18 protein-coding genes are annotated in these 23,109 nt (G+C 71.5%); 11 read left to right on the forward strand and 7 right to left on the reverse strand.

What is annotated here, in order from left to right:
* Nucleotides 1–115 precede the first annotated feature (115 nt).
* Both ACFPZ3_RS21085 and ACFPZ3_RS21090 read right to left on the reverse strand, forming a co-directional pair.
* A complete protein-coding gene (locus ACFPZ3_RS21085) occupies nt 116–328 on the reverse strand; it encodes a transposase (RefSeq protein WP_379515884.1) in 213 nt (70 codons plus the stop codon).
* Nucleotides 329–763: 435 nt separating this feature from the next.
* Complete coding sequence (locus ACFPZ3_RS21090) at nt 764–1,645, reverse strand: hypothetical protein (protein ID WP_379515885.1); 882 nt, start codon at nt 1,643–1,645, stop codon at nt 764–766.
* 709 nt (nt 1,646–2,354) lie between these two features.
* Here ACFPZ3_RS21090 and ACFPZ3_RS21095 point away from each other — a divergent pair.
* The 8 genes from ACFPZ3_RS21095 to ACFPZ3_RS21130 all read left to right on the forward strand — a co-directional run bounded on the left by ACFPZ3_RS21095 (nt 2,355) and on the right by ACFPZ3_RS21130 (nt 11,377).
* Complete coding sequence (locus tag ACFPZ3_RS21095; RefSeq protein ID WP_379515886.1) at nt 2,355–3,341, forward strand: DUF418 domain-containing protein; 987 nt, start codon at nt 2,355–2,357, stop codon at nt 3,339–3,341.
* A gap of 275 nt (nt 3,342–3,616) precedes the next feature.
* Nucleotides 3,617–4,993 carry an alpha/beta hydrolase gene (locus ACFPZ3_RS21100; protein ID WP_379515887.1) on the forward strand — a complete coding sequence of 459 codons (1,377 nt, stop codon included), beginning with the start codon at nt 3,617–3,619 and terminating at the stop codon, nt 4,991–4,993.
* A 109-nt stretch (nt 4,994–5,102) separates the two neighbouring features.
* Nucleotides 5,103–7,874: a Na+/H+ antiporter subunit A gene (locus ACFPZ3_RS21105; protein WP_379515888.1), complete on the forward strand. Its 2,772-nt coding sequence runs from the start codon at nt 5,103–5,105 to the stop codon at nt 7,872–7,874.
* Nucleotides 7,871–8,683 carry a Na(+)/H(+) antiporter subunit C gene (locus tag ACFPZ3_RS21110; RefSeq protein ID WP_379515889.1) on the forward strand — a complete coding sequence of 271 codons (813 nt, stop codon included), beginning with the start codon at nt 7,871–7,873 and terminating at the stop codon, nt 8,681–8,683. Before ACFPZ3_RS21105 ends, ACFPZ3_RS21110 begins: the two co-directional genes overlap by 4 nt.
* A gap of 3 nt (nt 8,684–8,686) precedes the next feature.
* Nucleotides 8,687–10,255, forward strand: coding sequence for a Na+/H+ antiporter subunit D (locus ACFPZ3_RS21115; protein ID WP_379515890.1), 1,569 nt, complete (start codon nt 8,687–8,689; stop codon nt 10,253–10,255).
* A gap of 2 nt (nt 10,256–10,257) precedes the next feature.
* Nucleotides 10,258–10,779, forward strand: a complete 522-nt coding sequence (locus ACFPZ3_RS21120) for a Na+/H+ antiporter subunit E (RefSeq protein ID WP_379516057.1) — start codon at nt 10,258–10,260, stop codon at nt 10,777–10,779.
* A complete protein-coding gene (locus ACFPZ3_RS21125) occupies nt 10,776–11,048 on the forward strand; it encodes an MrpF/PhaF family protein (protein WP_379515891.1) in 273 nt (90 codons plus the stop codon). The genes ACFPZ3_RS21120 and ACFPZ3_RS21125 overlap by 4 nt, the downstream gene beginning before the upstream one ends.
* The gene (locus tag ACFPZ3_RS21130) at nt 11,045–11,377 is read left to right on the forward strand and encodes a cation:proton antiporter (protein ID WP_379515892.1); all 333 of its coding nucleotides are present in this window, start codon (nt 11,045–11,047) and stop codon (nt 11,375–11,377) included. Before ACFPZ3_RS21125 ends, ACFPZ3_RS21130 begins: the two co-directional genes overlap by 4 nt.
* On the opposite strand, the gene ACFPZ3_RS21135 is transcribed toward ACFPZ3_RS21130, so the two are convergent.
* From ACFPZ3_RS21135 to ACFPZ3_RS21150, 4 genes are read right to left on the reverse strand one after another with little or no spacing between them, the layout of a single operon-like run.
* Entirely contained in the window at nt 11,311–11,823 is a 513-nt protein-coding gene (locus ACFPZ3_RS21135; protein ID WP_379515893.1) for a DUF6328 family protein, read from the reverse strand. The two genes, ACFPZ3_RS21130 and ACFPZ3_RS21135, sit on opposite strands and share 67 nt — an antisense overlap.
* A gap of 48 nt (nt 11,824–11,871) precedes the next feature.
* Nucleotides 11,872–13,902: a xanthine dehydrogenase family protein molybdopterin-binding subunit gene (locus ACFPZ3_RS21140; protein WP_379515894.1), complete on the reverse strand. Its 2,031-nt coding sequence runs from the start codon at nt 13,900–13,902 to the stop codon at nt 11,872–11,874.
* On the reverse strand, nt 13,899–14,882 hold the full coding sequence (locus tag ACFPZ3_RS21145; RefSeq protein ID WP_379515895.1) for an FAD binding domain-containing protein: 984 nt from the start codon (nt 14,880–14,882) through the stop codon (nt 13,899–13,901). Before ACFPZ3_RS21145 ends, ACFPZ3_RS21140 begins: the two co-directional genes overlap by 4 nt.
* A complete protein-coding gene (locus tag ACFPZ3_RS21150) occupies nt 14,879–15,367 on the reverse strand; it encodes a (2Fe-2S)-binding protein (protein WP_379515896.1) in 489 nt (162 codons plus the stop codon). The genes ACFPZ3_RS21145 and ACFPZ3_RS21150 overlap by 4 nt, the downstream gene beginning before the upstream one ends.
* Nucleotides 15,368–15,506: 139 nt before the next feature.
* Here ACFPZ3_RS21150 and ACFPZ3_RS21155 point away from each other — a divergent pair, with 139 nt between their 5' ends.
* From ACFPZ3_RS21155 to recD2, 3 genes are read left to right on the forward strand one after another with little or no spacing between them, the layout of a single operon-like run.
* Complete coding sequence (locus ACFPZ3_RS21155) at nt 15,507–16,640, forward strand: acetate/propionate family kinase (RefSeq protein WP_379515897.1); 1,134 nt, start codon at nt 15,507–15,509, stop codon at nt 16,638–16,640.
* Nucleotides 16,637–17,887, forward strand: coding sequence for an erythromycin esterase family protein (locus tag ACFPZ3_RS21160; RefSeq protein ID WP_379515898.1), 1,251 nt, complete (start codon nt 16,637–16,639; stop codon nt 17,885–17,887). Before ACFPZ3_RS21155 ends, ACFPZ3_RS21160 begins: the two co-directional genes overlap by 4 nt.
* Before the next feature lie 11 nt (nt 17,888–17,898).
* The gene (gene recD2 / locus ACFPZ3_RS21165) at nt 17,899–20,085 is read left to right on the forward strand and encodes an SF1B family DNA helicase RecD2 (RefSeq protein ID WP_379515899.1); all 2,187 of its coding nucleotides are present in this window, start codon (nt 17,899–17,901) and stop codon (nt 20,083–20,085) included.
* A gap of 62 nt (nt 20,086–20,147) precedes the next feature.
* Here the strand turns inward: recD2 and ACFPZ3_RS21170 are convergent, their stop codons facing one another.
* On the reverse strand, nt 20,148–23,093 hold the full coding sequence (locus ACFPZ3_RS21170) for an FAD-binding and (Fe-S)-binding domain-containing protein (RefSeq protein WP_379515900.1): 2,946 nt from the start codon (nt 23,091–23,093) through the stop codon (nt 20,148–20,150).
* Nucleotides 23,094–23,109: the final 16 nt, after the last annotated feature.

A 23,109-nucleotide genomic window follows, 5' to 3' on the forward strand; every position in this document is an offset into this window, starting at 1 on the left:
GACGGTCTCGGCGGCCCGCAGCGATTGTGAGTCGATGATCCCCGCGCTGGGTTCTCGCTCGCGTCCGTCGGCTATCCGGACCTGTTCGCGCAGGTCATTGTGGAGTGCGTAGAGATCACCGTCCTGCCACCAGCGCGTGAAGATCGAGTGAATGGTGCGCCAGGAAGTCGGCGGGCAGATTGCGCCACTTGATCCCGTTGTCGACCACGTACCGGATGGCGTCCATGATCAGGCGGCGGCAGTACTTCTCGGGTCGTCCGCCGTTGCCGTGCAACCAGGCCGGCCAGGGCATCAACGGCCTGATGGCCTGCCATTCCCCGTCACCCATGTCGGTGGTGTAGCGAGGTGTGGTGGTCGGCTCCGCGGCCGTACCGGCAGGCCACGCATGAGCAGGAAGTTTCTTCGTTACAGGAGACAGCGATGGGAGCAGTGGCGTACAACGGCGGCAGACCTTCCGGTTGGTGATGGGGCTGAATACCACCATTGCTACCGGAAGGTCACTTTATGTCGCAGGATATTCGCTCTATGTCACAGTTCGCCCGATATCGGCCCTACGCAGCAAGCGCAGGGATCAGTCTTGTACACGGGCACTTAGGCTTTGGCCCTCACTGCTTGATCACTGATCCGAGAGGCAGCCTGATCGATTGGCGATCAACAGCTCAAAGATCGGCTCCACTGGTAAATCGATCCTTTGTGCGCTGCGACGGCCACGGGCAGCGGGGTTCCCGCGTTGCCCGTGGCCGGCCTCCTGGTCTTTGCGGTGTTAATCCTCGAAGGCGCAGATCGCGTAGACCACGAGGTTCCAGTACCTGCCGTCGGGCACTACCTCCGCCGCCCGGGCCTCGACCTTCTCGCTGGTCGGGATCAGATAGTCGAGGGTGATGTCGGTGGTCGGAACGGTCCCGATGCTGTCCTCGACGGAGAACCCGGTCCCCAGGACCACCTGCCTGTCACCGGCAGCGCCGCAGCCCACCTCGATCTCCTTGCTGGGCAGAGTGGAGTCCGGGGTGTTCACAGTGGACTTGTGGTAGACCCACAGCCCCGGTGGTGCGTCTTCCGCGCATATCGCATACATCCGCAGCGTCCAGGACGGTGCCGCCGACGAGGAAATCCACGTTGCATGGCCGTTAACCGAGTTGAGCTGCGGCTTTACGTAGTCGACGACGGCCTTGCCTGCAGCTCCGTCGAGTTGGTAGCCGGTGCCGAGCATGAACTCACCGGGGTGGTCACAGGTGACGGTCAGGGGGAGGAGCCCGTTGCGTGGGGCTTCCCGGCTGACGATCCTGGTCGCTTCGTCCGGGTCGCCGCAGACGGCCCACACGCGGATCATCCAGGCGGACGAGGTGCCCGCTTCGGTCTCGACCCCGAACGCGCTGACCGTGTATGTCGTGGGTATCACCTCGTCGATGACGACCTTGCCGCTCGGGCCCAGGATCTGGGCTCCCGTGCCGAGCACGCGTGTGCCCGTGGGGCAGGTCACATCTTCGCCCTTGTTGCTGGAGGTGTTGTCGCTGGTGTCGAATACGACGTCGTAGTCGGGGATATCGGCGGATGAGGCACTGGCCGGCACCGTCACGGTGACGGTGGACAGCGCGAGGACTAGCGAGATGACGGTGGCCCAGGTGCGTCTTGTCGCGATAGGCAAAGGTGCCTTCTCTGAGTATTGGGCGCGTGGGGACCTCCCCGATCTGCGGAGAGCACGGCTCCTGTCCTGGCAGGGTCGCCCCGCCGCCTCGCATGAGCCACGCACAATTACCGGTTGGCCCGGTGCCCTTCAGGATTGCGCGTCCATGGTGCACTATGCAGCTTGGTGCTGGGCGGCCCGCTTCTCAGCCCGAAAGGGGATCCACCAGCCGAGGTCGTACATGGCCAGCCGAACGCGACGACCGGCCAGCGGTGGCCGGCGCCGTGGCGCAGGAGCGAGAACCCAGCGCGGGGATCATCGACTCACAATCGCTGCGGGCCGCCGAGACCGTCGCGGCCGGCTCGCGCGGATATGACGCGGCCAAGAAGGTGCAGGGCACCAAGCGAGAGGACGCTGTCGTGGATCTCCCAGCGCAGGCGGTGCTTACGAGACTATGAACGGTTATCGGAACATCACGAGGCCATGGTGCTGTGGGCGATGATCATCCTCATGGGACGACGACTCGCACGATCCTCATCTCCCCAATCGACCTGACGACCAGTTTGTACACGGGCGCTAAGGTCGGAGCCCTTCATGCGTAATGGCGATCACCGGCCCGAGGATGAACCTACTTCTTTGCCAAGACCGGCCGAAAGTACGATCTCGGACGCCGTGCACCCCTGCTTTCAACCGATGCCCTCCCCCCGGGCGGCCCTGCAGGGTGAGGCCCATGCCACGCGAAGCTCTCCCCCCGCCATCGCACCCCTCCGATCGATCCCGGATCATCGCGCTCGACGTGCTGCGCGGGCTCACCCTGTGCGAGATCCTGCTCGCCAACATCCAGCTGATCGCCAACCACGGCACCGCGGTCGTGACGAAGCCCATGGGCGACTGGGACCCCTGGCTCGGGCTCCCGACCTTCTCCCTGCTGTTCGGTATCGGGTTCTCGCTGCTGCTGGGCTCCGCCGCCAACCGCGTCCCCCGCCCACGGCTGGTCCTGCTGCGCCGGCTGGTGGCGCTGCTCGCGATCGGCCTCGTGCACATGCTGCTGTGGCCGGGCGAAATCCTGACCAAGTACGCCATCGTCGGCATGCTGGTGCTGCTGCCCTCGTCCTGGCTGCCGCGGTGGGCCGTGGCCGGCCTCGCCGCCGCGCTCATCCCGGCAGCGCTGATCGGCGGGGGCGGGCCCCTGCTGATCGCCGGGTTGTTCCTGCTGGGCTCGGCACTGGTCCGTTACGGGGTCGTCGAAAAGATCGAGCGCTCCGCCCGAGGGCCGCTCCTGCTGGGCCTGGCCTTCGCGGCGGGCGCGGCCTGCGCCCTGTGGGCAGCGGCCGGCACCGGGGCGGACACGACGCAGCCGTCCTTCACCTCCAGCCTGGCCGATCTGCTGCTCACCGGCGTGTACGTGTGCGCCCTGCTCGTCCTGCTCCGAACGCCGCTGCGCCCGGCCCTGCAGGCCGTCTTCGCGCCACTGGGCCGGATGGCGCTGACCAACTATCTGACCGCCACACTCCTCGTCCTGGCGGCCGGTCACATCCTCGGCCTGCCGATCGGCCAGTCCGCGCGAACGGCGTTCCTGGCCGCGGGAGCCATCCTCGCGGCCCAGTGGCTGGTGTCCACCCTCTGGCTGCGCCGCTACCGCCAAGGCCCCCTTGAGTGGCTCTGGCGCTGGGCCACCTGGGCGCACCGCCCGCCTCTCAGCCGGGCCGCGACGTGATGAGGGCGCCCGAGCGACAGCGAGGCCCGCTTGGGGCGGGCTCCCAACGGCCCAGCCGGTAACCGGGCAACGGGCGGGAACCTGGGGAATCGAGGCGCCGCCTCGATTTCCCGGGGGCCCCGCAAAGCCCATGGGTCTCATTGTTGCGGGGAATCGCTAATGGTAAAGGATCGGCTCCGACTTGCTATGGATCTCCATGAGCGCCTATAAAGGGCGGCGCAAGGTTCGCCAATCACCTTATGAGTATGCGACGTCCAAGCAAAGTCATTACGCCTGTGATCGCAGGCCTGATCGCCGTGACGGGTTTGACCGGCACGGCGCGGGCGGCTGCGCCGGACAGGCTTGACGGTTATTACAGTCAGCGTCCCACCTGGTCCGGGTGCGGCAACGGTTACGAGTGCGCGAAAGCGGCGGTGCCACTGGACTATTCGAAGCCCGCGGGCAAGCAGATTGCGATCAGCATGGCGCGCCTGCCGGCCACCGGCAAGAAGGTCGGTTCGATCGTGCTCAACTTCGGCGGTCCCGGCGCCTCTGGCGTGGATTCGCTGAAGGCGAGCAAAAACGTGGTCTCCCCGGCCATCAGGGAGCGGTTCGACGTCGTCAGCTTCGATCCGCGCGGCGTTGGCGGGTCCTCACCGGTCCGTTGCATGGGCACTCTCGGTCTCGACGCCTATTTCGCGCTCGACCCCACTCCGGACACGCGAACTGAGGTCAAGCGGGCGGAAAGCTGGGACAAAGCATTCGCCAAGAATTGCACGGCGAATTCCGGCAAGCAGTTGCTGGCCCACGTGAGCACGGTGGACTCGGCCCGGGACATGGATGTGCTGCGGGCCGCACTGGGCGACGAGCGCCTGACGTACCTGGGCTTCTCCTACGGCACCTACCTCGGCTCGATCTACGCCGAGCTGTTCCCGAAGCGGATCAGGGCGATGACGCTGGACGGCGCCGAGGACCCCTCGCAGCAGGCCGCGGACTTCCAGCGTGACCAGGACCACGGGTTCGAGGTGGCGACGGCGTCGTTCCTGCGGGACTGTTTCAAGCAGAAGGACTGCCCGTTCCGCGGCCACACGGTCAAGGCGGCGCTGAAGCAGCTCGACAAGCTGTACGCCAGGGCGGACGAGGCGCCGCTGCGCAACGAGTACGACGGCAGGCAGGTCACCGAGGCCGTCGTGCGCAGCGCGGTGGACTACTCGATGTACATGACGGCGAACTGGCCCCGGCTGCGCCAGGCGCTGACGCACGCGTACAAGGGCGACGGCACCAGGATGTTGCTGCTGTCCGACGAGAGCAACGGGCGGCTGCCGACCGGCAGGTACGACAACAGCTTCGAGGCCCTCATGGCCATCAACTGTGTCGACCACCCGGAGAGCCCCTGCTCGAACTGGCCGGTCAAGGGCACCCGCTACCCGAAGAAGGTGCACGCCAAGGGCTCGCCGCCGATCGTGGTCGTGGGCACGACGCGTGACCCGGCGACGCCGTACAAGGAGGCCAAGGCGCTGGCGGCGCAGTTGTCGAAGGGCGTGCTGCTCACCAACGACGCCGACGGCCACACCGGGTACGGCAGGGGTTCGGCCTGCCTGGACCGCAAGGTGGACCGCTACCTGATCACGGCCAAGGCGCCACAAGCGGGCAGCTGCGACGACAAGGCCTGAGCCAGTCCCGCACCTCGGACTGGTCAACCCTGGCCGCGCCTGCGCGGTCAGGGTCGCGCGGTGGGAGAGATTGGGCTGACGTAGCCGGAAATTCCCGCCCGAGGAGCCCATGGAGTCGCTGCTGATCCTGCACGCGGTCGCGGCGGCCTGCGCTCCCTGGCTGGTCGCCCGCCTGGGCCGGGCCTCCTTCGCCCTCCTGGCGCTCCCCCCGGCCGCCGCGTTCGGCTACGCGATCTGGCTGGGGGTGCGCGGGCTGCCCGCGCGGGAGAGCACCCCCTGGGCCCCGGCGATGGGCCTGGAGTTGTCCTTCCGCGCCGACCCCCTGACCCTGCTGATGATGGCGCTGGTCACCGGGGTCGGCGTGCTCGTGTTGTGTTACAGCGCCCGCTACTTCCCCGAGGGCGATGAGGCCCTCGGCCGCTACGGCGGCGTGATGGTGGCCTTCGCCGGGTCGATGCTGGGCCTGGTCACGGCCGACGACCTGCTCCTGCTGTACGTGTTCTGGGAGCTCACCACCGTCTTCTCCTACCTGCTCATCGGGTACGACCCGCGCAGCCGCGTCAGCAGGCAGGCCGCGATGAAGGCGCTGGGGGTCACCACGTTCGGCGGCCTGGCCATGCTGGCCGGTTTCGTGCTGCTGGGCCAGGCGGCGGGCACGTACCAGATCTCGCAGATCCTCGCCCATCCCCCGGACCTCGCGCCGGTCGCCGTGGTGCTGATCCTGACGGGCGCGCTGTCGAAGTCGGCCGTCTTCCCGTTCAGCCTGTGGCTGCCGGCCGCGATGGCCGCGCCCACGCCCGTCTCGGCGTACCTGCACGCGGCGGCCATGGTGAAGGCCGGGGTGTACCTGCTGGCCAGGCTCGGCACCGCCTTCGGCGACGTGACGTTGTGGCGGGCGCTGGCGGTGCCGCTGGGGCTGGTGACGATGCTGCTGGGCGGGTGGCGGGCGTTGCGGGAGAACGATCTGAAGCGGCTGCTGGCCTACGGCACGGTGAGTCAGCTCGGGTTCTTGGTGGTGTTGTTCGGCTCGGGGACCGAGGGGGCGGCGCTGGCGGGCGTGGGCATGTTGCTGGCGCACGCATTGTTCAAGGCGGCGTTGTTCCTGGTGGTGGGCATCGTGGACCACGCGGCGGGCAGCCGGGACCTGCGCGAGCTGAGCGGGGTGGGCCGGGCCATGCCGTGGGTGTGCGCGGCGGCGGTGCTGGCGGGGTCGTCGATGGCGGGTCTGCCGCCGCTGGCGGGGTTCGCCGGGAAGGAGGCGGCGCTGGAGGCGCTGCTGGACACGCCGCCGGTGCTGGCGGTGGTGGTGGCGGGGTCGGCGCTGACGGCGGCGTACACGCTGCGGTTCCTGTGGGGCGGGTTCTCCGGCGGGCCGGCCGGAGACGTGCACCGGGTGCCGGTGGCCATGTTCGCGCCGGCCGCGCTGCTGTCGGTGCTGGGGCTGGTGTTCACGCCCCTGGCCTCCTGGTACGCGGGCACGATGTCCGGCTACACCGGCACGTTCCGCGACCCGGGCCACCATTCCCACCTGGCGGCCTGGAGCGGCCCCTCCCTGCCGCTGCTGCTGTCCGCGGCGGCGCTGGCGGCCGGGGTGGTGTTGTTCCTGGCCGCGGCGCCGGTGGCGCGGGCGGGCGCGGCGCTGCACGTGGTGGACTCGGGCCAGGTGTTCTGGGCGGCCGTGCGGCGGCTGGACCGGTTCGCGATCCAGCTCACCGGTTTCATCCAGCGGGGTTCCGTCCCCGACTACCTGATGCTGACGCTGCTGGCGACGGTCGGCGTGGGCCTGTTCTCCATCGTGTACGGCGGCCACCCCCACCTGGACGTTCCCGTCGTGCCCTGGCAGCGCCCCGAGCAGCCCGTGGTCGCCGTCCTGCTGGTGGCGGCGGCCGTCCTGACGTTGTTCGCGCGGGCGTACATCCTGCTGGCCCTCCTCATCGGCCTCACGGGGTACGGCACCGCGTTGCTGTTCCTCGCCCACGGCTCCCCCGACCTGGCGCTGACCCAGTTCCTGGCCGAGACGCTGAGCCTGGTGGTGTTCGCGCTGGTGCTGCGGCGGCTGCCGATCGATCCGGTCAAGGGGCGGCTGCCGATGGCGTTCCGGCTGGGGCTGGGGCTGGCGGTGGGCGTGGTGGCCACGGGCGGGGGCATGCTGGCCATGGCCGCGCGGGGCACCGAGCCCGTCGGCCTGCTGATGGGCCCCGCGGCCGAGGAGGCGGGCGCCCGCAACATCGTCAGCGCCCTCATCCTCGACATCCGCGCCTGGGACACCCTGGGCGAGAGCGCGGTGCTCATCGTGCTGACGCTGGGCGTGACGAGCCTGGTGTTCCTGCGGCGCAGGTCGTTCAGCATCGAGCGGAGTCAGGCCGGGCACCGGGCCGAGGGGCGCACGCACTGGCTGGCGGCGACGCTGCCGCGCGGGCAGCGGGCGCTGGCGTTCGAGGTGGCGGCGCGGCTGACGTTCCACACGGTGCTGGCGTTGTCGGTGTTCCTGCTGTTCATCGGGCACAGCGGGGTGGGCGGCGGGTTCGCGGGCGGGATCGTTGCCGGGCTGGCGATCACGGTGCGGTATCTGGCGGGCGGCAGGAACGAGCTGGCCACGGCGGTGCCGGTGCACGCGGGCGTGCTGATGGGCGCGGGGCTGACGTTGTCGGCGGGCACGGCGCTGATCGGGCTGCTGTTCGGGCGGGCGGCGCTGGACATGCTGGACACGGAGGTGAGCGTGCCGCTGGTGGGGCACGTGCACCTGTCCACGGGGCTGGTGTTCGACCTGGGCGTGTACGTGTCGGTGATCGGCATGGTCCAGGACGTGCTGCGTGGCCTGGGGGCCGAGCTGGACCGGCAGATCGACACAGAAGAGGTCGACACCGGGGAGAGCGCGTGAGCAGCGTCTCCCTGGTGCCGTTCGCGGCCTGCGGCGTGATGATCACCGTCGGGGTGACGCTGCTGCTGGAGCGCAGCCTCGTGCGGGTGCTGGCGGGCGTCATCGTGCTCGGCAACGGCGTGAACCTGCTGATCGTCACCGCCGGAGGCGACGCGGGCGGCCCGCCCTTCACCGACCTGCCGGGGATGGCCGATCCGCTGCCGCAGGCCATGGTGCTGACCGCCATCGTGATCACGCTGGGCGTGACGGCGTTCCTGCTGGCCCTGGTGCACCGCTCGTGGCAGCTCACCGGCAGCGACGAGGTCCAGGACGACACCGAGGACCGCCGGATCCGGCTGCGCGCCCGGCGCGGTGAGCTGGGCGACGCCGTACGCGCCAGGCGGGAGGACTACCGGCGGCTGGTCGTGGAGCAGCGGGCGGAGCTGGCGAACATGGAGGCCGAGCAGGCCGAGCGGGAGCGGCTGGAGGAGGCCGACCTGGAGCAGCGCATCGCCCGCGTGCACACCGAGCTCGACCAGTGGATGCGTGGGCTGAGGAGCGAGGGCGTGTCGGAGGAGGAGTTGCAGGGCCGCCTGGAGGAGGCGGGACTGCGCGCGGACGTCGGCGCGGTGTCCAACGTCGAGCGCATCGAGCAGTTGCGCGAGGAGCACGAACGCGGGCGGGCGGAGCAGGCGGCCAGGAAGAAGGCGCTGCGCAAGCAGCTCAAGGCCCGCCAGCGGGAAGCGCGCAAGCAGCTGCGGTCGGCCATCAGGAGGGGGCGCGAGCGGCAGGCCCTCGCGCGGGATCCCGAGCTGGAGGGCGACGACTGACCCATGGACGTCCCGATCCCGCTGGAGAGCCTGGTCTGCGTGCCCGTGCTGCTGCCGCTGCTGGCCGCGGGGGTGAAGCTGGCGATCGGCGGGCGGCTGCGCCGCCTGCAGTCGCTCATCAGCCTGGTCACGCTGAGTCTCTCGCTGGTCGTGTCGGCGGTGCTGCTGGTCGCGGCCGACTCGCGCGGCCCGCTGGTGACGGAGCTGGGCGGCTGGCCCGCGCCGATCGGCATCTGCCTGGTCGCCGACCGGCTCTCGACGCTGGTGCTGGTGGTGTCGTCCGCGGTGACGTTGTGCGTGATGGTGTACTCGGTCGTCAACGCCTACGACGAGCAGGAGCACGACGCGCCGATGGCGATCTTCCATCCGGCGTTCCTGGTGATGGTGGCAGGGGTGGCGGACGCGTTCCTGTCGGGGGACCTGTTCAACCTGTTCGTGGCGTTCGAGCTGCTGCTGAGCGGCTCGTACGTGCTGCTCACGTTCGGCGGCACGGAGGCCAGGATCCGGGCGGGGGCCACGTACACGCTGATGGCGCTGGCCTCGTCGATGTTGTTCCTGATCGCGCTGGCCATCACCTACGGCGCCACGGGGACGTTGTCGATGGCGCAGCTCACCGAGCGGTTCGCCACGCTGCCCGAGCAGGTGAAGGTGCTGGTGGAGCTGACGCTGCTGCTGGCGTTCGCGATCAAGGCGGCGATCTTCCCCATGTCGGCGTGGCTGCCCGACTCCTACCCGACCGCGCCCGCCCCGGCCACGGCGGTGTTCGCCGGGCTGCTCACCAAGGTCGGCGTGTACTCGATCATCCGGCTGGAGGCGCTGCTGTTCCCCGGCGGGCCGGTCTCGACGTTGCTGATGTGGGTGGCGCTGGCCACGATGCTGGCCGGGGTGCTGGGCGCGGTCGCGCAGACCGACATGAAACGGATGCTCTCCTTCACGCTGGTCAGCCACATCGGGTACATGGTGTTCGGGGTGGCCCTGTCCACGGTGGCGGGGATGGCGGGGGCGATCTTCTACGTGGTGCACCACATCACCGTGCAGACGAGCCTGTTCCTGGTGACCGGGATGGTGGAGCGGCGTACCGGGACGACGTCGGTGAACCGGCTGGGCGGGCTGATGACGGCGACGCCGCTGATCGCGGTGCTGTTCTTCATCCCCGCGATGAACCTTTCCGGCATTCCGCCCATGTCGGGGTTCCTGGGCAAGCTGATGCTGGTGCAGGCGGGGCTGGCGCACGGGGGGTGGCTGCCGGTGACGCTGGTGGCCGGGGGGCTGGTGACGAGTCTGCTCACGTTGTACGCGATCGCGAAGACCTGGGGCAAGGCGTTCTGGCGGGGACCGCGGGCCGATCGGGTGGGCCGGGTCGTGGAGAGCGAGGAGTACACCGGCGAGGACCCGACCGTGACCACGACCGCGCTGCCGGTGGCGCTGGCGGTGTCGGTGTCGGCGCTGGTGGCGCTCGGGCTGGCGTTCACGGTGCTGGCCGGGCCGCTGTCGGCGCTGGCCGAGCGGGCAGCCGCTGAGCTGCTGGCGCGCGAGCCGTACGTGTCGGCCGTCCTGGGGAGGCACCCGTGAGGATGCTGGCGCCGCGGCTGCTCGGGCGGCCCGTACCGCTGCCGCTGGTGGCCTGGCTGGCGCTGGTGTGGGTGACGTTGTGGGGCGACCTGTCTGTGGGCAACGTGCTGGGCGGCCTGGCGACCGGGCTGGTGGTGACGTGGCTGCTGCCGCTGCCCGCCCTCGACCCGGGCGTCCGCGTGCATCCGGCCGCGCTGGTCAGGTTCCTGCTGTGCTTCGGGTGGGACATGGTGATCTCGACCGTGCGGGTGGTGTTCTGGGTGGCGCATCCTGGACAGCCGCCGGCCCAGCTCGTACGGGTGCCGCTGCGCACGTCCTCCGAGGCCATGACCGTGATGATCATGATCACGCTGTCCACCATGCCGGGCAGCCTGGTCGTGGAGCGCTATCCGGGGGAGCTGCTGCTGCACGTGCTGGGTCTGTCCGGCGACGTCTCCGAGGCGACGCGGGCGGACGTGGCGGGGCTGGAGTCGCGCATCGTGGCGGCCTTCGGCACCCGCCGGGATCGGGAGGAGTTGCCGTGAGCGTGGTGTACCTGGTGACGCTCGCCCTGCTGGGCTGCGGGGCGGCGGCCTCGCTCTACCGGGCGGGGCGGGGGCCGTCGATGCTGGACCGGGCGGTGGCGCTGGATGTGTTCACGTCGTTGTCGATGTGCGGGGTCGGGGCGTTCGCCGTGGCCAGGGACGACTATTCGGACCTGCCGATCCTGCTGGTGCTGTCACTGCTGGGGTTCGTCGGGTCGGTGTCGCTGGCCCGGTTCTTCTCCGGCCAGACGGGAGAGGGGCCGCGGTGAGCGTGCTGGACGTGGCGGGGGCGGTCTGCCTGCTGACGGGGGCGCTGCTGGGGTTGTCGGCTGGGGCGGGGCTGGTGCGCTTCCGTACCACGCTGGACCGCATGCACGCGGGCACGAAACCACAGGTGCTGGGGGTGCTGCTGGTGCTGCTGGCGATGTGGCTGCACCGGCCCACCTGGTCGAACGCGGGGCCGTTGCTGCTGGTGGGCATCTCGCAGGTGGTCACGGTGTCGGTGGCGGCGTACATGGTGGCGCGGGCCGCCTACGGGCGCCGCTCCTCCGACGACGACACGGGGCTGCCGTCAGAGGACTCCTCCTCCGGGGACTGATCCGAGCGGTTGAGCGCCAGCTGGCCGAACCAGGTCCACAGGGCCAGCGCGGCCAGCAGGCCCGCGGTGACCAGGGCCAGCGTCGCGTCGAACAGGTAGTCGATCACGAACATGGTGGCCGTGGTCATCGACGCCGCCAGGGCGAGCGCGCCGAGGATGCCGTAGAGGTTGGAGCGGCGTACCAGGGTCTCCTTGCGGCCCTGCCGGAACAACACGCGGTGCTGCGCGGTCGGCGCGATGTAGCAGATCGACGCGACGGCGGCGCTGACCAGCGCCGTGTAGTACAACCAGCGGTCGCCCGAGTCCAGCCGGGCGAACCCGGAGGAGAAGGGCACGGTGAGCAGGAACGCGAACAACACCTGCACCCCGGTGACCGCCACGCGCGCGCCCTGCAGCAACTCGATGAAGTTGCGATCCGCGCGTTCCTGGTCCGACTCGTTCCTCACGCGGCCTCCCGCCATTGACGAGAAACTCCTCTTCCTTGCCAAGGGGCGTTAAAACCTCGGCATGAGGATCTTCGCCGGGGTGATGGGCAGTTCACGCACGCGGTGGCCGGTGGCGTGGTAGACGGCGTTGCCGATCGCGGCGGCCGTGCCGACGATGCCGATCTCGCCGATGCCCTTGCTGCCCATCGGGTTGAGCTCGCCGTCCTGCTCGTCCAGCCAGACCGCCTCCACGCCCTGCGCGTCGGCGCTGGCGGGCACGTGGTACTGGGCCAGGTCGCGGTGGAGGAAGCCGCCGAACTCCTCGTCGGTGAGCGTCTCCTCCATCAGCGCCATGCCCAGGCCCATCGTCATGCCGCCGAGAAACTGCGACCTGGCGAGCTTGGCGTCCATGATGTGCCCGGCGGCGAAGACGCCCAGCAGCCGCGAGACGCGGACCTCGCCGGTCACGGAGCTGACGCGCACCTCGGCGAACTGGGCGCCGAAGGCGTGCCTGGACAGCTCGGCGTCGCCGTCGATCTCCTCGGCGGTGTCGGCGCGGCCCTCCTTGCCGTCGCGCTGGAGCTCCTCGCAGGCGCGCACGACCGCCGTGCCCCACGAGGCCGTCCCCATGGAGCCGCCCGCGACGGGCGCGTCGGGCAGGTCGCTGTCGCCCAGCTCCACGTGCACGCGCTCCGGCGCGACGCCGAGCGTGCTCGCCGCGATCCTGGTCAGCACGGTACGCGCGCCGGTGCCGATGTCGGCGGCGGCCACCTGGACCAGGAAGTCGCCGTCCCGCACGGTGGCCACGGCCTTCGACGGCCGCCGCCTGGCCGGGTAGGTGGAGGCCGCCACGCCGGTGCCGATCAGCCACTCCCCGTCGCGCCTGATCCCCGGCGCCGGGTCGCGGTGCTGCCAGCCGAAGCGGTGGGCGCCCTCGCGCAGGCAGCCCACCAGGTTGCGGGAGCTGAACGGCAGGCCGCTGTCCGGCTCGGTCCGCGGGTCGTTGACCACGCGCAGCTCGACGGGGTCCAGGCCGGCGGCGTAGGCCAGCTCGTCCATCGCGGACTCCAGCGCGTACATGCCGGGGCACTCGCCCGGGGCGCGCATCCAGGACGGGGTGGCCACGTCCAGCCGGACGAGCCGGTGGGCGGTGCTCAGGGCGGGGCTGGCGTACATGATGCGGGTCGGGGTCGTGGTCTGCTCGGCGAACTCGACCAGCGTGGAGCTCTGCTCGTACGCCACGTGCTCCAGCGCCGTGAGCCGCCCGTCGGAGTCGGCGCCGAGCCGCAGCCGCTGGATCGTGGGCGTGCGGTAGCCGGTGACGTCGAACATCTGCTGCCGGGTCAGCGCGATCTTGACCGGGCGGCCGACGGCCCTGGCGGCCAGCGCGGCCAGGATCGCCTGCGGCCTGGTGCTGCCCTTGCAGCCGAAGCCGCCGCCCACGTGCCTGGACACCACCCGCACCGCTTCCCGCGGCAGGCCCAGAGTCCTGGCGATCAGGTCGCGGGACGGGGAGGTGCCCTGCGCGGTGTCGTACACCAGCAGCCTGCCCTCCTCATCCCAGTAGGCCAGCGCCGCGTGCGGCTCCATCGGGTTGTTGTGCAGGACGGGCGTCTCGTAGGTGACGTCGATGGTGGTCGCGGCCAGCGCCAGGCCCGCCTCGATGTCGCCCTTCCCCGTGTCGGAGGGGAAGTTCGGGTTGACGACCTCGGGCCGGTAGAGGCCGGGGTGGTCGGCGCGCAGGCCGACGTCGTGGTCGTCGGGGTCGTAGTCGACGCGGACGGCCGCGGCGGCGGCGCGGGCGTTCTCGTAGGTGTCGGCGACGACGGCGGCGACGAACTGGCCGCGGTAGGCGACCTCGCGGCTCTGGAACAGGGCCAGCTCGCCCTCGGCGTTCTCGCCCAGCCGGGGCGGGTCCTCGCAGGACAACACGGCCAGCACGCCGGGCATCTCGAGCGCGGGACCGCCGTCCACGCGCTTGACGCGGCCCTTGGCGATGTGCGACTGCACGGCGTAGGCGTAGGTGAGGCCCTCTGCCGGGTATTCGGCCGCGTACGTGGCCAGCCCCGTGACCTTGACGCGGCCTTCGATGCGGTTCACGGTGCGAGCTCCTCCAGCGTGGCGACGATCAGGTTGCGGGCCAGCGGCACCTTGAAGGCGTTGCGCGGCAGCGGGCGGGCCTGTTCGAGCTCGGCCTCGGCCGCCGCCAGGAACGCCTCCCCGGTCGCGGGCCCGCCGATCAGGGCCTGCTCCGCGCGCTCTGCCCGCCACGGCACGTGGGCCACGCCGCCGAGCGCGATGCGGCAGCCGGCGACGACGCCGCCACCGCCCTCGTCTGGGCCCACGTCGAGCACGGCGGCGATGGACACCAGCGCGAACGCGAACGACGCCCGCTCGCGTACCTTCCGGTAGAGCGTGGCGCCCGCGGGCGGTGGCGGCAGCTCCACGGAGGTGATCAGGTCGCCGGGCCGCAGCACGGTGTCGCGCTCCGGCTCCTCGCCCGGCAGGCGGTGCAGGCCGGGCAGTGGGATGATGCGGTCGCCGCCTGGGCCGGTGACGTGCACCTCGGCCTCCAGGGCGGCCAGGGCGACGGCCATGTCGGAGGGGTGGGTGGCCACGCAGGCGTCGGAGGCGCCGAGGATGGCCAGGTTGGCGTGGTCGCCGGCGATGGCGGGGCAGCCGGAGCCCGGGCGGCGTTTGTTGCAGGGCCTGGTGACGTCCTGGAAGTAGGTGCAGCGGGTGCGCTGGAGCAGGTTGCCGCCGACCGTGGCGACGTTGCGCACCTGGCCGGAGGCGCCGGTCAGCACCGCCCTGGCCAGCATGGGGTAGCGGGAGCGGATGAGGGGGTCGGCGGCCAGGTCGCTGTTGCGCACGGTGGCGCCGACGCGGACGCGGTCGCCCACGGACTCGATCGCGTCGAGCGGCAGGCGGCTGACGTCCACCAGGCGTTCGGGCTCGGCCACGCCCAGCCGCATGAGGTCCACCAGGTTCGTGCCGCCGCCCAGGTACATGGTGCCGGGGCCGAAGCCGCGCACGGCCTCGGAGGAGCTGGCCGCGCGGGCGTACTCGAAGGGTTTCACGGCGCCACCTCGCCGATCGCGCTGACGATGTTGACGTAGGCGCCGCATCGGCACAGGTTGCCGCTCATGCGCTCGCTGATCTCCTCGGGTGTCAGGTCGGGGTCGACGAGGATGTCCTCGGTGACGGCGCTCGGGCCCGGCTCCCCCAGCATCCCGGCCGCCGCGCAGAGCTGGCCCGGCGTGCAGTAGCCGCACTGGAAGGCGTCGTGCTCGATGAACGCGGCCTGCAGCGGATGCAGGTCCTCCCCGTCCGCCAGCCCTTCGACGCTGGTGACCTCCGAGCCGTCCACCGCCACCGCCAGCGCCAGGCAGGAGTTGGCCCGCCGCCCGTCGATCAGCACCGTGCACGCGCCGCACTGGCCGTGGTCGCAGCCCTTCTTGGCACCGATGAGGCCTAGTCGTTCGCGGAGCAGGTCGAGCAGCGACATCCGCGGATCCACGTCCACCGTGCGCGGCACGCCGTTCACCTGCAGGGTGATTTCCATTTCGCTCGACTACCCGACGTGCAGGAGAGACAACCTCTGAGCGCGGTAAAGGGCCGAGACGTTCGTGCCGTGGCGTCCGTTTTGCGGTGTCTGTTTTGTGGGCATCTTGGGGGGTAGCCGGGCGGGCATGGGCCGGGCCATGGACGAGCAGACGGCGGAGCAGGCGGCGATACTCACCGTCAACGCCGGGTCTTCGAGCCTGCGCCTGGACCTCGTACAGGGGGGCAGCGTGCTGGACAGCGTGCGCTCCGAACGTGCGATCGACCCCGGCTCGGCCGGGGAGGAGCTGTCGGCCTTCCTCGGCGGGCACTTCGACCGCGACGTCAGGGCGGTGGCGCACCGGCTGGTGCACGGCGGCGACGTGGTGCGCGCGCCCACGGTGGCCGACGACGAGACCGTCGCGGCGCTGCGCGGCCTCACCAGCCTGGCGCCGCTGCACCTGCCCCCCGCGCTGGCACTGCTGGAGGCGGCCCGCGAGGAGTTGCCCGCCGTGCCGCACGTGCTCTGCCCCGACACGGCCTTCCACGCCGATCTGCCGGACACCTCCGCCGTCTACGCCCTGCCGCACGAGTGGCGCGAGCGGTACGGCCTGCGCCGCTACGGCTTCCACGGCCTGTCCTACGCCTGGGCCGCCGACCGGGTGGCCGATCTGCTCGGCCGGCCGCTGACCGAGCTGGACCTCGTGCTGACGCACCTGGGCGGCGGCTGCTCGGTGTGCGCGGTGTCGGGCGGCCGCAGCCTGGACACCTCGATGGGGTTCACGCCGCTGGACGGGCTGCCCATGAGCAAGCGCTCGGGCAGCGTGGATCCGGGGATGCTCTTGTGGCTGCTGTCGCAGGGCCATCTGTCGGTCGAGGAGCTGGGCGAGGGGCTCGAACGCCGCTCCGGGCTGCTGGGCCTGTCGCAGGGCCGCTCCGGGGACACGCGGGAGCTGGTGGCGGCCGAGCGGAACGGCGACGAGGCTGCCGGGCTGGCGCTGCGCGTGTTCGCCCACCGGGTGAGCCGCGAGATCGCCGCCGCGGCCACCTCCTTGCGGCGGATCGACGCGCTGGTGTTCACCGGGGAGATCGGCTGGGACCAGCCCGAGGTGCGCGAGGCCGTCTGCCGCCGCCTCGGCCTGCTCGGCGTCCGGCCGCCGGTCCTGGGGAACCGGCACGACGACGGGCATGTGAGCGCGAACGACGCCGCCGTACCCGTCCTGGTGGTCCAGGTACGCGAGGAGCTCCAGCTCGCCCGCGAATGCCTGAGCACCCTCGCCGAGGAGGACTCATGACCAACGCCGACGAGGTGCGCCGCGCGGCGCTGCCGCTCACCGGCCCCGGCGACCTGGGCCCGCTGCTCGAACGCGTCGGTGAGGCCAGGTTCGTGCTGATCGGCGAGGCCAGCCACGGCACGCACGACTTCTACGCCTGGCGGGCCGAGCTGACCCGCCGCCTGATCGCCGAGAAGGGCTTCGGCTTCGTCGGCGTCGAAGGCGACTGGCCCGACTGCGAGCGGGTCAACCAGTCCGTCACCGCCGGCACCGACCCCTTCGACGCCCTGTACTCCTTCCAGCGCTGGCCCACGTTCATGTGGGCCAACGAGGAGGTCGTGGACTTCTGCCGCTGGCTGCGCGACTGGAACGCCGAACGCCCGCCCGGCGAACGCTGCGGCTTCCACGGCCTGGACGTCTACAGCCTCTGGGACTCCCTGCGCGCCGTCCGCCACTACGCCGCCGCCCACCTGCCGGAGCGGATGGAGGCCGTGATGGAGGCCCTGTACTGCTTCGAGTCCCACGGCCACGACCCGCGCCAGTACGGCCTGGCCGCCCGCCTGGTCCCCGAGAGCTGCGAGGAGGAGGTGGTGAGCCTGCTGGCCGCGGTGTCCGGCACGGGCGGCTTCGGTGTGCGGCAGAACGCCGAGGTCGTGGCCGGGGCCGAGCGCTACTACCGGGCCATGGTGCGCGGCGGCCCCGACTCCTGGAACATCAGGGACGTCCACATGGCCGACACCCTCGACCGGCTGGCCGACCACCACGAGGCCAAGGGCGTGGTGTGGGCCCACAACACGCACATCGGCGACGCCCGCGCCACCGACATGGCCGCCGCCGGGATGACCAGCCTCGGGCAGCTCGCCCGCGAGCGGCACCACGAGGACGTGGTGCTGGTGGGGTTCGGCAGCCACCGGGGCACGGTGGTGGCCGGCGACCGGTGGGGCGGGCAGCACCACGTCATGCGGGTGCCGCCCGCGCGGCCGGCCTCGCTGGAGGCGTTCCTGCACGAGGCCCTGCCAGAGCAGGACGCGTTGTTCCTGGTGCCGCCGCCCGGCCTGCGGGCCGACTGGTACGACGAGCCGATGGGGCACCGGGCGATCGGCGTCGTGTACCACCCGGAGCAGGAACGCTGGGGCAACTACGTGCCCACGGTCGTGGGCCGCCGCTACGACGCCTTCCTCTGGCTGGACGAGACCAGGGCCGTACATCCCCTGCACGGCGAGCCCTGGGGCGACACGGAACCGGAGACGTATCCGACGGCCATGTGAACCGTTTGTCGGTGACGGATGGTTGGATCTCTCCTGTGGAGGCGTCCGTCGAGCAGCTCGTCTACGTCCGGGAGGACGAATACACCGTCGCGCGCATGAGCGCCGACGGCGAGCCCGATTTCGTGGCCACCGGGCGGGCGCTGGCCGCGGTGCAGCCGGGCGAGACGCTGCGGCTGTTCGGCGACTGGGGGCGGCACGCGCGTTACGGGCGCCGGTTCGCGGTCACCGCGTGCGAGCGGGTGGCGCCGTCGTCGGTGCGGGCGATCCGCGTCTATCTGGGGTCGGGGCTGATCAGGGGGATCGGGCCGCGGCTGGCGCAGGCGATCGTGGAGCACTTCGGCGAGGCCACGCTCAAGGTCATCGACGGCGAGCCCGAGCGGCTCACCGAGGTCGTCAACATCGGGCCGCAACGGCAGGGGCAGATCGTCCAGGCGTGGCTGGAGCAGAAGGCGATCGCCGCGCTGATGGTGACGTTGCAGGGGCTCGGGGTCAGCCCGCTGCTGGCCGCCAAGATCTACCAGGTGTTCGGGCGGGACGCCGACGAGGTGCTGGCCACCGACCCCTACCGGCTCATCGGGCAGGTCAGGGGCATCGCGTTCCGGATCGCCGACAAGATCGCGCTGCAGTCCGGGGTGCCGGAGCGCAGCCCGCAGCGGGTCAAGGCGGCGCTGCTCGACCGGCTGGAGGCGGCCGGCAGCCGTGACGGGCACTGCTTCGTGCCGGTGTCCACCCTGGTCAGGGAGGCGGCCGAGCTGATCGAGCAGGAGCAGGAGCTGGTGCGGCCGATGGTCGACGCGCTGGCGGCCGAGCGGCGGGTGGTCGTGGAGGCGGCGCCGGAGCAGCCGGGAGGGCAGCCGAGTGGGCAGCCAGGTGGACAGACCGTGGCCTTCCTCAAGCACGTGCACAGCCGCGAGGTGGCGCTCACCGCCCAGCTCACGCGGCTCATGGAGGCCCGCTCGACGTTGCCGCTGCGTGCCTTCCGCGAGGACCCGGACCTGCACGACGACCAGCGCGCCGCCGTCACCATGGCCCTGACCAGCACTCTCTCGATCATCACCGGCGGTCCCGGGTGCGGCAAGAGTCACACGGTCAGGTCCATCGCCACCACGGTCCGGGCGGCGGGCGGCTCGGTGACGCTCACCGCCCCCACCGGCAAGGCCGCCAAGCGGCTGTCGGAGCTGACCGGGCTGCCCGCGATGACCGTGCACCGCATGCTCGCCCAGCAGCCCGACCCCGACCCGGAGACGTTGTTCGACGAGCGGCCCTCGCAGGCCGACCTGATCGTGGTGGACGAGGCGTCCATGCTCGACCTGCACCTGGCCACCCGGCTCACCGCGGCGGTCCAGCCCGGCAGCCACCTGCTCCTCATCGGCGACAGCGACCAGCTCCCCAGCATCGGCGCCGGCGACGTCCTGGCCGACCTGCTGCGCGCCACCGCGATCCCACGGGTCCAGCTCACCCATGTCTTCCGCCAGGCGGGTGGCGGCGGCGGCATCATCGACGCCGCCCACCGCATCCGGGCCGGCCGCATCCCGGCCACGCCGGGCGGGGGCGGGTTCTGGTTCGAGGAGCTCGACGATCCCGAGCAGGTGGCGCGGCGGGTGGCGCACCTGGCGATGGTGGCGATCCCGCGCAAGCAGAACGTCGAGCCCGGGCAGGTGCAGGTGCTCTGCCCGATGCGCAAGGGCGACACCGGCGCCACGGCGCTCGGGCGGCTCATCCAGGACCAGCTCAACCCGGCCGCCGACGACAAGGCCGAGCACTGGTCGGGGGCCACGGTGTTCCGGGTGGGCGACCGGGTGATGCCGATCCGCAACAACTACGACAAAGGGGTCTTCAACGGGGAGACGGGGACGGTGACGGCGGTGGTGCGGGAGGAGCGGATGGTCGAGATCAGGACCGATGACGGGGAGAGCGTGCGATACGGGTTCGACGAGCTGGACGATCTCACGCACTCCTACGCGATCAGCGTGCATCGGTCGCAGGGCAGCGAATATCCCTTCGTGGTGGCGCCCGTCGTGGCCGAGTCCGGGGGGATCATGTTGCGGCGGAAGTTGTTGTACACGCTGGTGACCCGGGCGAAGGCGTGGGTGGTGCTGGTGGGGCAGCGCGAGGCGCTGGAGCTGGCGGTCCACCGGCTCGGCCACCGCCGCAACACGGGGCTGGCCAGACGACTGTCCCTCAGCCTCGACGCCTGACCGCGCCGCTTTCCTCGCTGAGCGTCCTCTTCCGGAGACGCCGATCTCATGAGGCGGTGCGGTTATGCGGTGGCGCCTGGGCGGGAGATGGCGGTGGCCAGGAGTTCGGCGAGGTGGCGGCCCCGGCGGCCGGTGCCGGAGGCGGCGATCTGGGTGCGGCAGGAGAAGCCGTCCGCCAGGAGAGCGTCCTCCTCCCTCGCGGTCCGTACCGCAGGCCACAGCCCTTCCTCGGCGCAGGCCACGGACACGTCGTAGTGCTCCCGCTCGAACCCGAAATTCCCGGCCTGCCCGCAACACCCGGAATCGAGCACCTTCGTGCGGATCCCGAAGCGCTCCAGCACGGCCCGGTCGGCGTCGTACCCCATGATGGCGCTCTGGTGGCAGTGCACCTGCGCCACCGCCGATCCGCCGGTCGACGGGGGCCGCCAGTCGGGCGCGCGTCGCTCCAGGAGCTCGGCCAGCGTGAGCGTGCGTGAGGACAGGAGCTGCGTCTGCGGGGTGTTGAGCAGTTCGGGCCCGTCGGACCGGAAGACGGCGGCGCAGCTCGGTTCGAGAGCCACCACCGGCACCCCCGCCTCGGCCCACGGCGTCAGAGCCCGCACGCTGCGCCCCAGCACCCGCCGCGCGACCCCGAGCTGCCCCGTCGAGATCCACGTCAGCCCGCAGCACAGGGCCACCGGCGGGACGTGCACCTCGAACCCGGCCGCCTCCAGCACGCTCACCGCCGCCCGCCCCACGCGCGGGTCGAAGTTGTTGGTGAAGGTGTCCGCCCACACCACCACGTGCCCCCGTGTGCCGGACGGGGAAGGCCCGCGCCGTTTGAACCAGTCGGTGAACCGCTCCTCCGCGAACCTCGGCAGCTCCCGCCGCGCGGCGACCCCGGCGGCGGCCTTGATCAGCCGCGACAGCACCGGCAGGTGGGTGACGGCGTTCACCGCCTCGGGCGCGCCAGAGGCGAGCGCCGCCCACAGAGGCAGCCAGCCCATCGAGTAGTGCGCGGCGGGCCTGAGCCGGCGCCGGTAGTGGTGGGCAAGGAACTCCGCCTTGTAGGTGGCCATGTCCACGTTCACCGGGCACTCGGCCCGGCAGCCCTTGCACGCCAGGCACAGGTCGAGCGCGTCCCGGACGGCCTTGGACCGCCAGCCGTCGGTGATCACCTCACCGCGTGCCATCTCCTCCAGCAACCGCGCCCGCCCGCGCGTGGAGTGCTCCTCCTCCCGCGTCACCCGGTAGCTCGGGCACATCACCCCGCCCTCGAACGTCTGCTTCCGGCACTTGCCGATCCCCACGCAGCGAGTGGCGGCGTGCCCGAAACGGCCGTGGTCGTCCGGGTAGTCGAAGAACGTGTGCCGGGGTTCGAGGGGGTAGAAGTGCCGCTGGGTCAGGTTCTGGTCCAGGCGGTGGGGGTGGACGAGCTTGCCGGGGTTCATCCGGTCGCGGGGGTCGAAGATGGCCTTGAAGCGGCCGAACGCCTCGACCACGGCCGAGCCGAACATGCGTGGCAGCAGTTCGGCCAGCGCCTGCCCGTCGCCGTGCTCCCCGGACAACGACCCGCCGTAGGAGGCGACCAGGTCGGCGGCCTCCTCGGCGAAGCGCCGGTACGTGGCGATCCCGTCGTCGGTGTGCAGGTCGAGGGGCAGCCTGCCGTGCACGCAGCCCTGCCCGAAGTGGCCGTACAGGGCGGAGTCGCGGTAGCCGTGGCGGCGCCGCAGCCGGTCGTAGTCCCGCAGGTACGCGCCGAGCCGCTCGGGCGGGACGGCCGCGTCCGACCAGCCCTCGTACGTCTGCCGCCCCGTCGGCGGGTACGCCTCCACGCCCAGCCCCGACTCCCGCAGCCGCCACAGCTGGTCCTCCCTGGCCGGGTCGCCCAGGAACGCGTGCGTCGGCGCGGGCCTGCCGTCGCTCCTGCACACGTCGCGCATCATCGTCTCGGCCTTCTCCCGCGCCTCCTCGGCCGTGTCCCCTCCGAACTGCACCAGCAGCCACCCGGCCCCCGCGGGCAGGTCGCGCAGCGCGGGGTCGTCCGGGTGTTCCGCGCGGGCGAGCCGGTACATCGTCTCGTCCATGGCCTCCAGCGCCAGCGGCCGGTGCGCGGCCACGGCGGGCACGGCGTCGGCGGCGGTGAAGATGTCGAGGAAGCCGAGCACGGCCAGCGACCGCGTGGCCGGTGCCGGCACCACGGCCAGTTCGGCGCGGAGCACGGTCACCAGGGTGCCCTCGCTGCCGACGAGGGCGCGGGCCAGGTTGAACCCGTTCTCGGGCAGGAGCTGGTCCAGGTTGTAGCCGGAGACCCGCCGTTCCAGCCGGGGGAAGCGGGTGCGTACCAGCTCCAGGGTGTCGTCGCGCAGGTCGCGCACCTGCCGGTAGATCTCGGCGAGCCGCCCGCCCCCGGCCTGGATACGCGCGAACTCCTCCTCGCTGGTCGGCCCCACCCACGCGCGCACGCCGTCGTAGGTGAGGATCTCCAGCCTCAGTACGGAGTCCGCCATCTTCCCGTACGCCTGCGCCGACGCCCCGCACGAGTCGTTGCCGATCATGCCGCCGATCGTGCACGTCGGATGGCTGGACGGCCTGGGCCCGACCATGAGCCCGTCCGGCGCCAGCACATGGTTCACCGCGTCCAGCACGGCCCCGGCCTGCACGGTGATCCGCCGCCGCGCCACCTCCACGGCCTCGACCCGCCCGCAGTGCTTCGACCAGTCGATCACCACCGCCGCGTTGCAACACTGCCCCGCCAGGCTGGTCCCGCCACCCCGCGACAGAACCGGCACGTCCCTCCCCCGGCACACCGCGACCGCCGCCACCCCCGCGTCGAGGCTCCGCGGCACCACCACGCCGATCGGCACCTGCCGGTAGTTGGAGGCATCGGTGGCGTAGGCGGCCCGGCTGCCCGCGTCGAACCGCACCTCACCGTCCACTGCCTCTTCCAGCAGCACGCGCAACGCTTCGACGTCGACCTCCCGCCGCGGGGGCTGGGTGGCTTCGGGCGCTCTGACCAGGCTCTCCATGCCCGGCCCTTACCCG

Source organism: Nonomuraea insulae, from assembly GCF_042656245.1.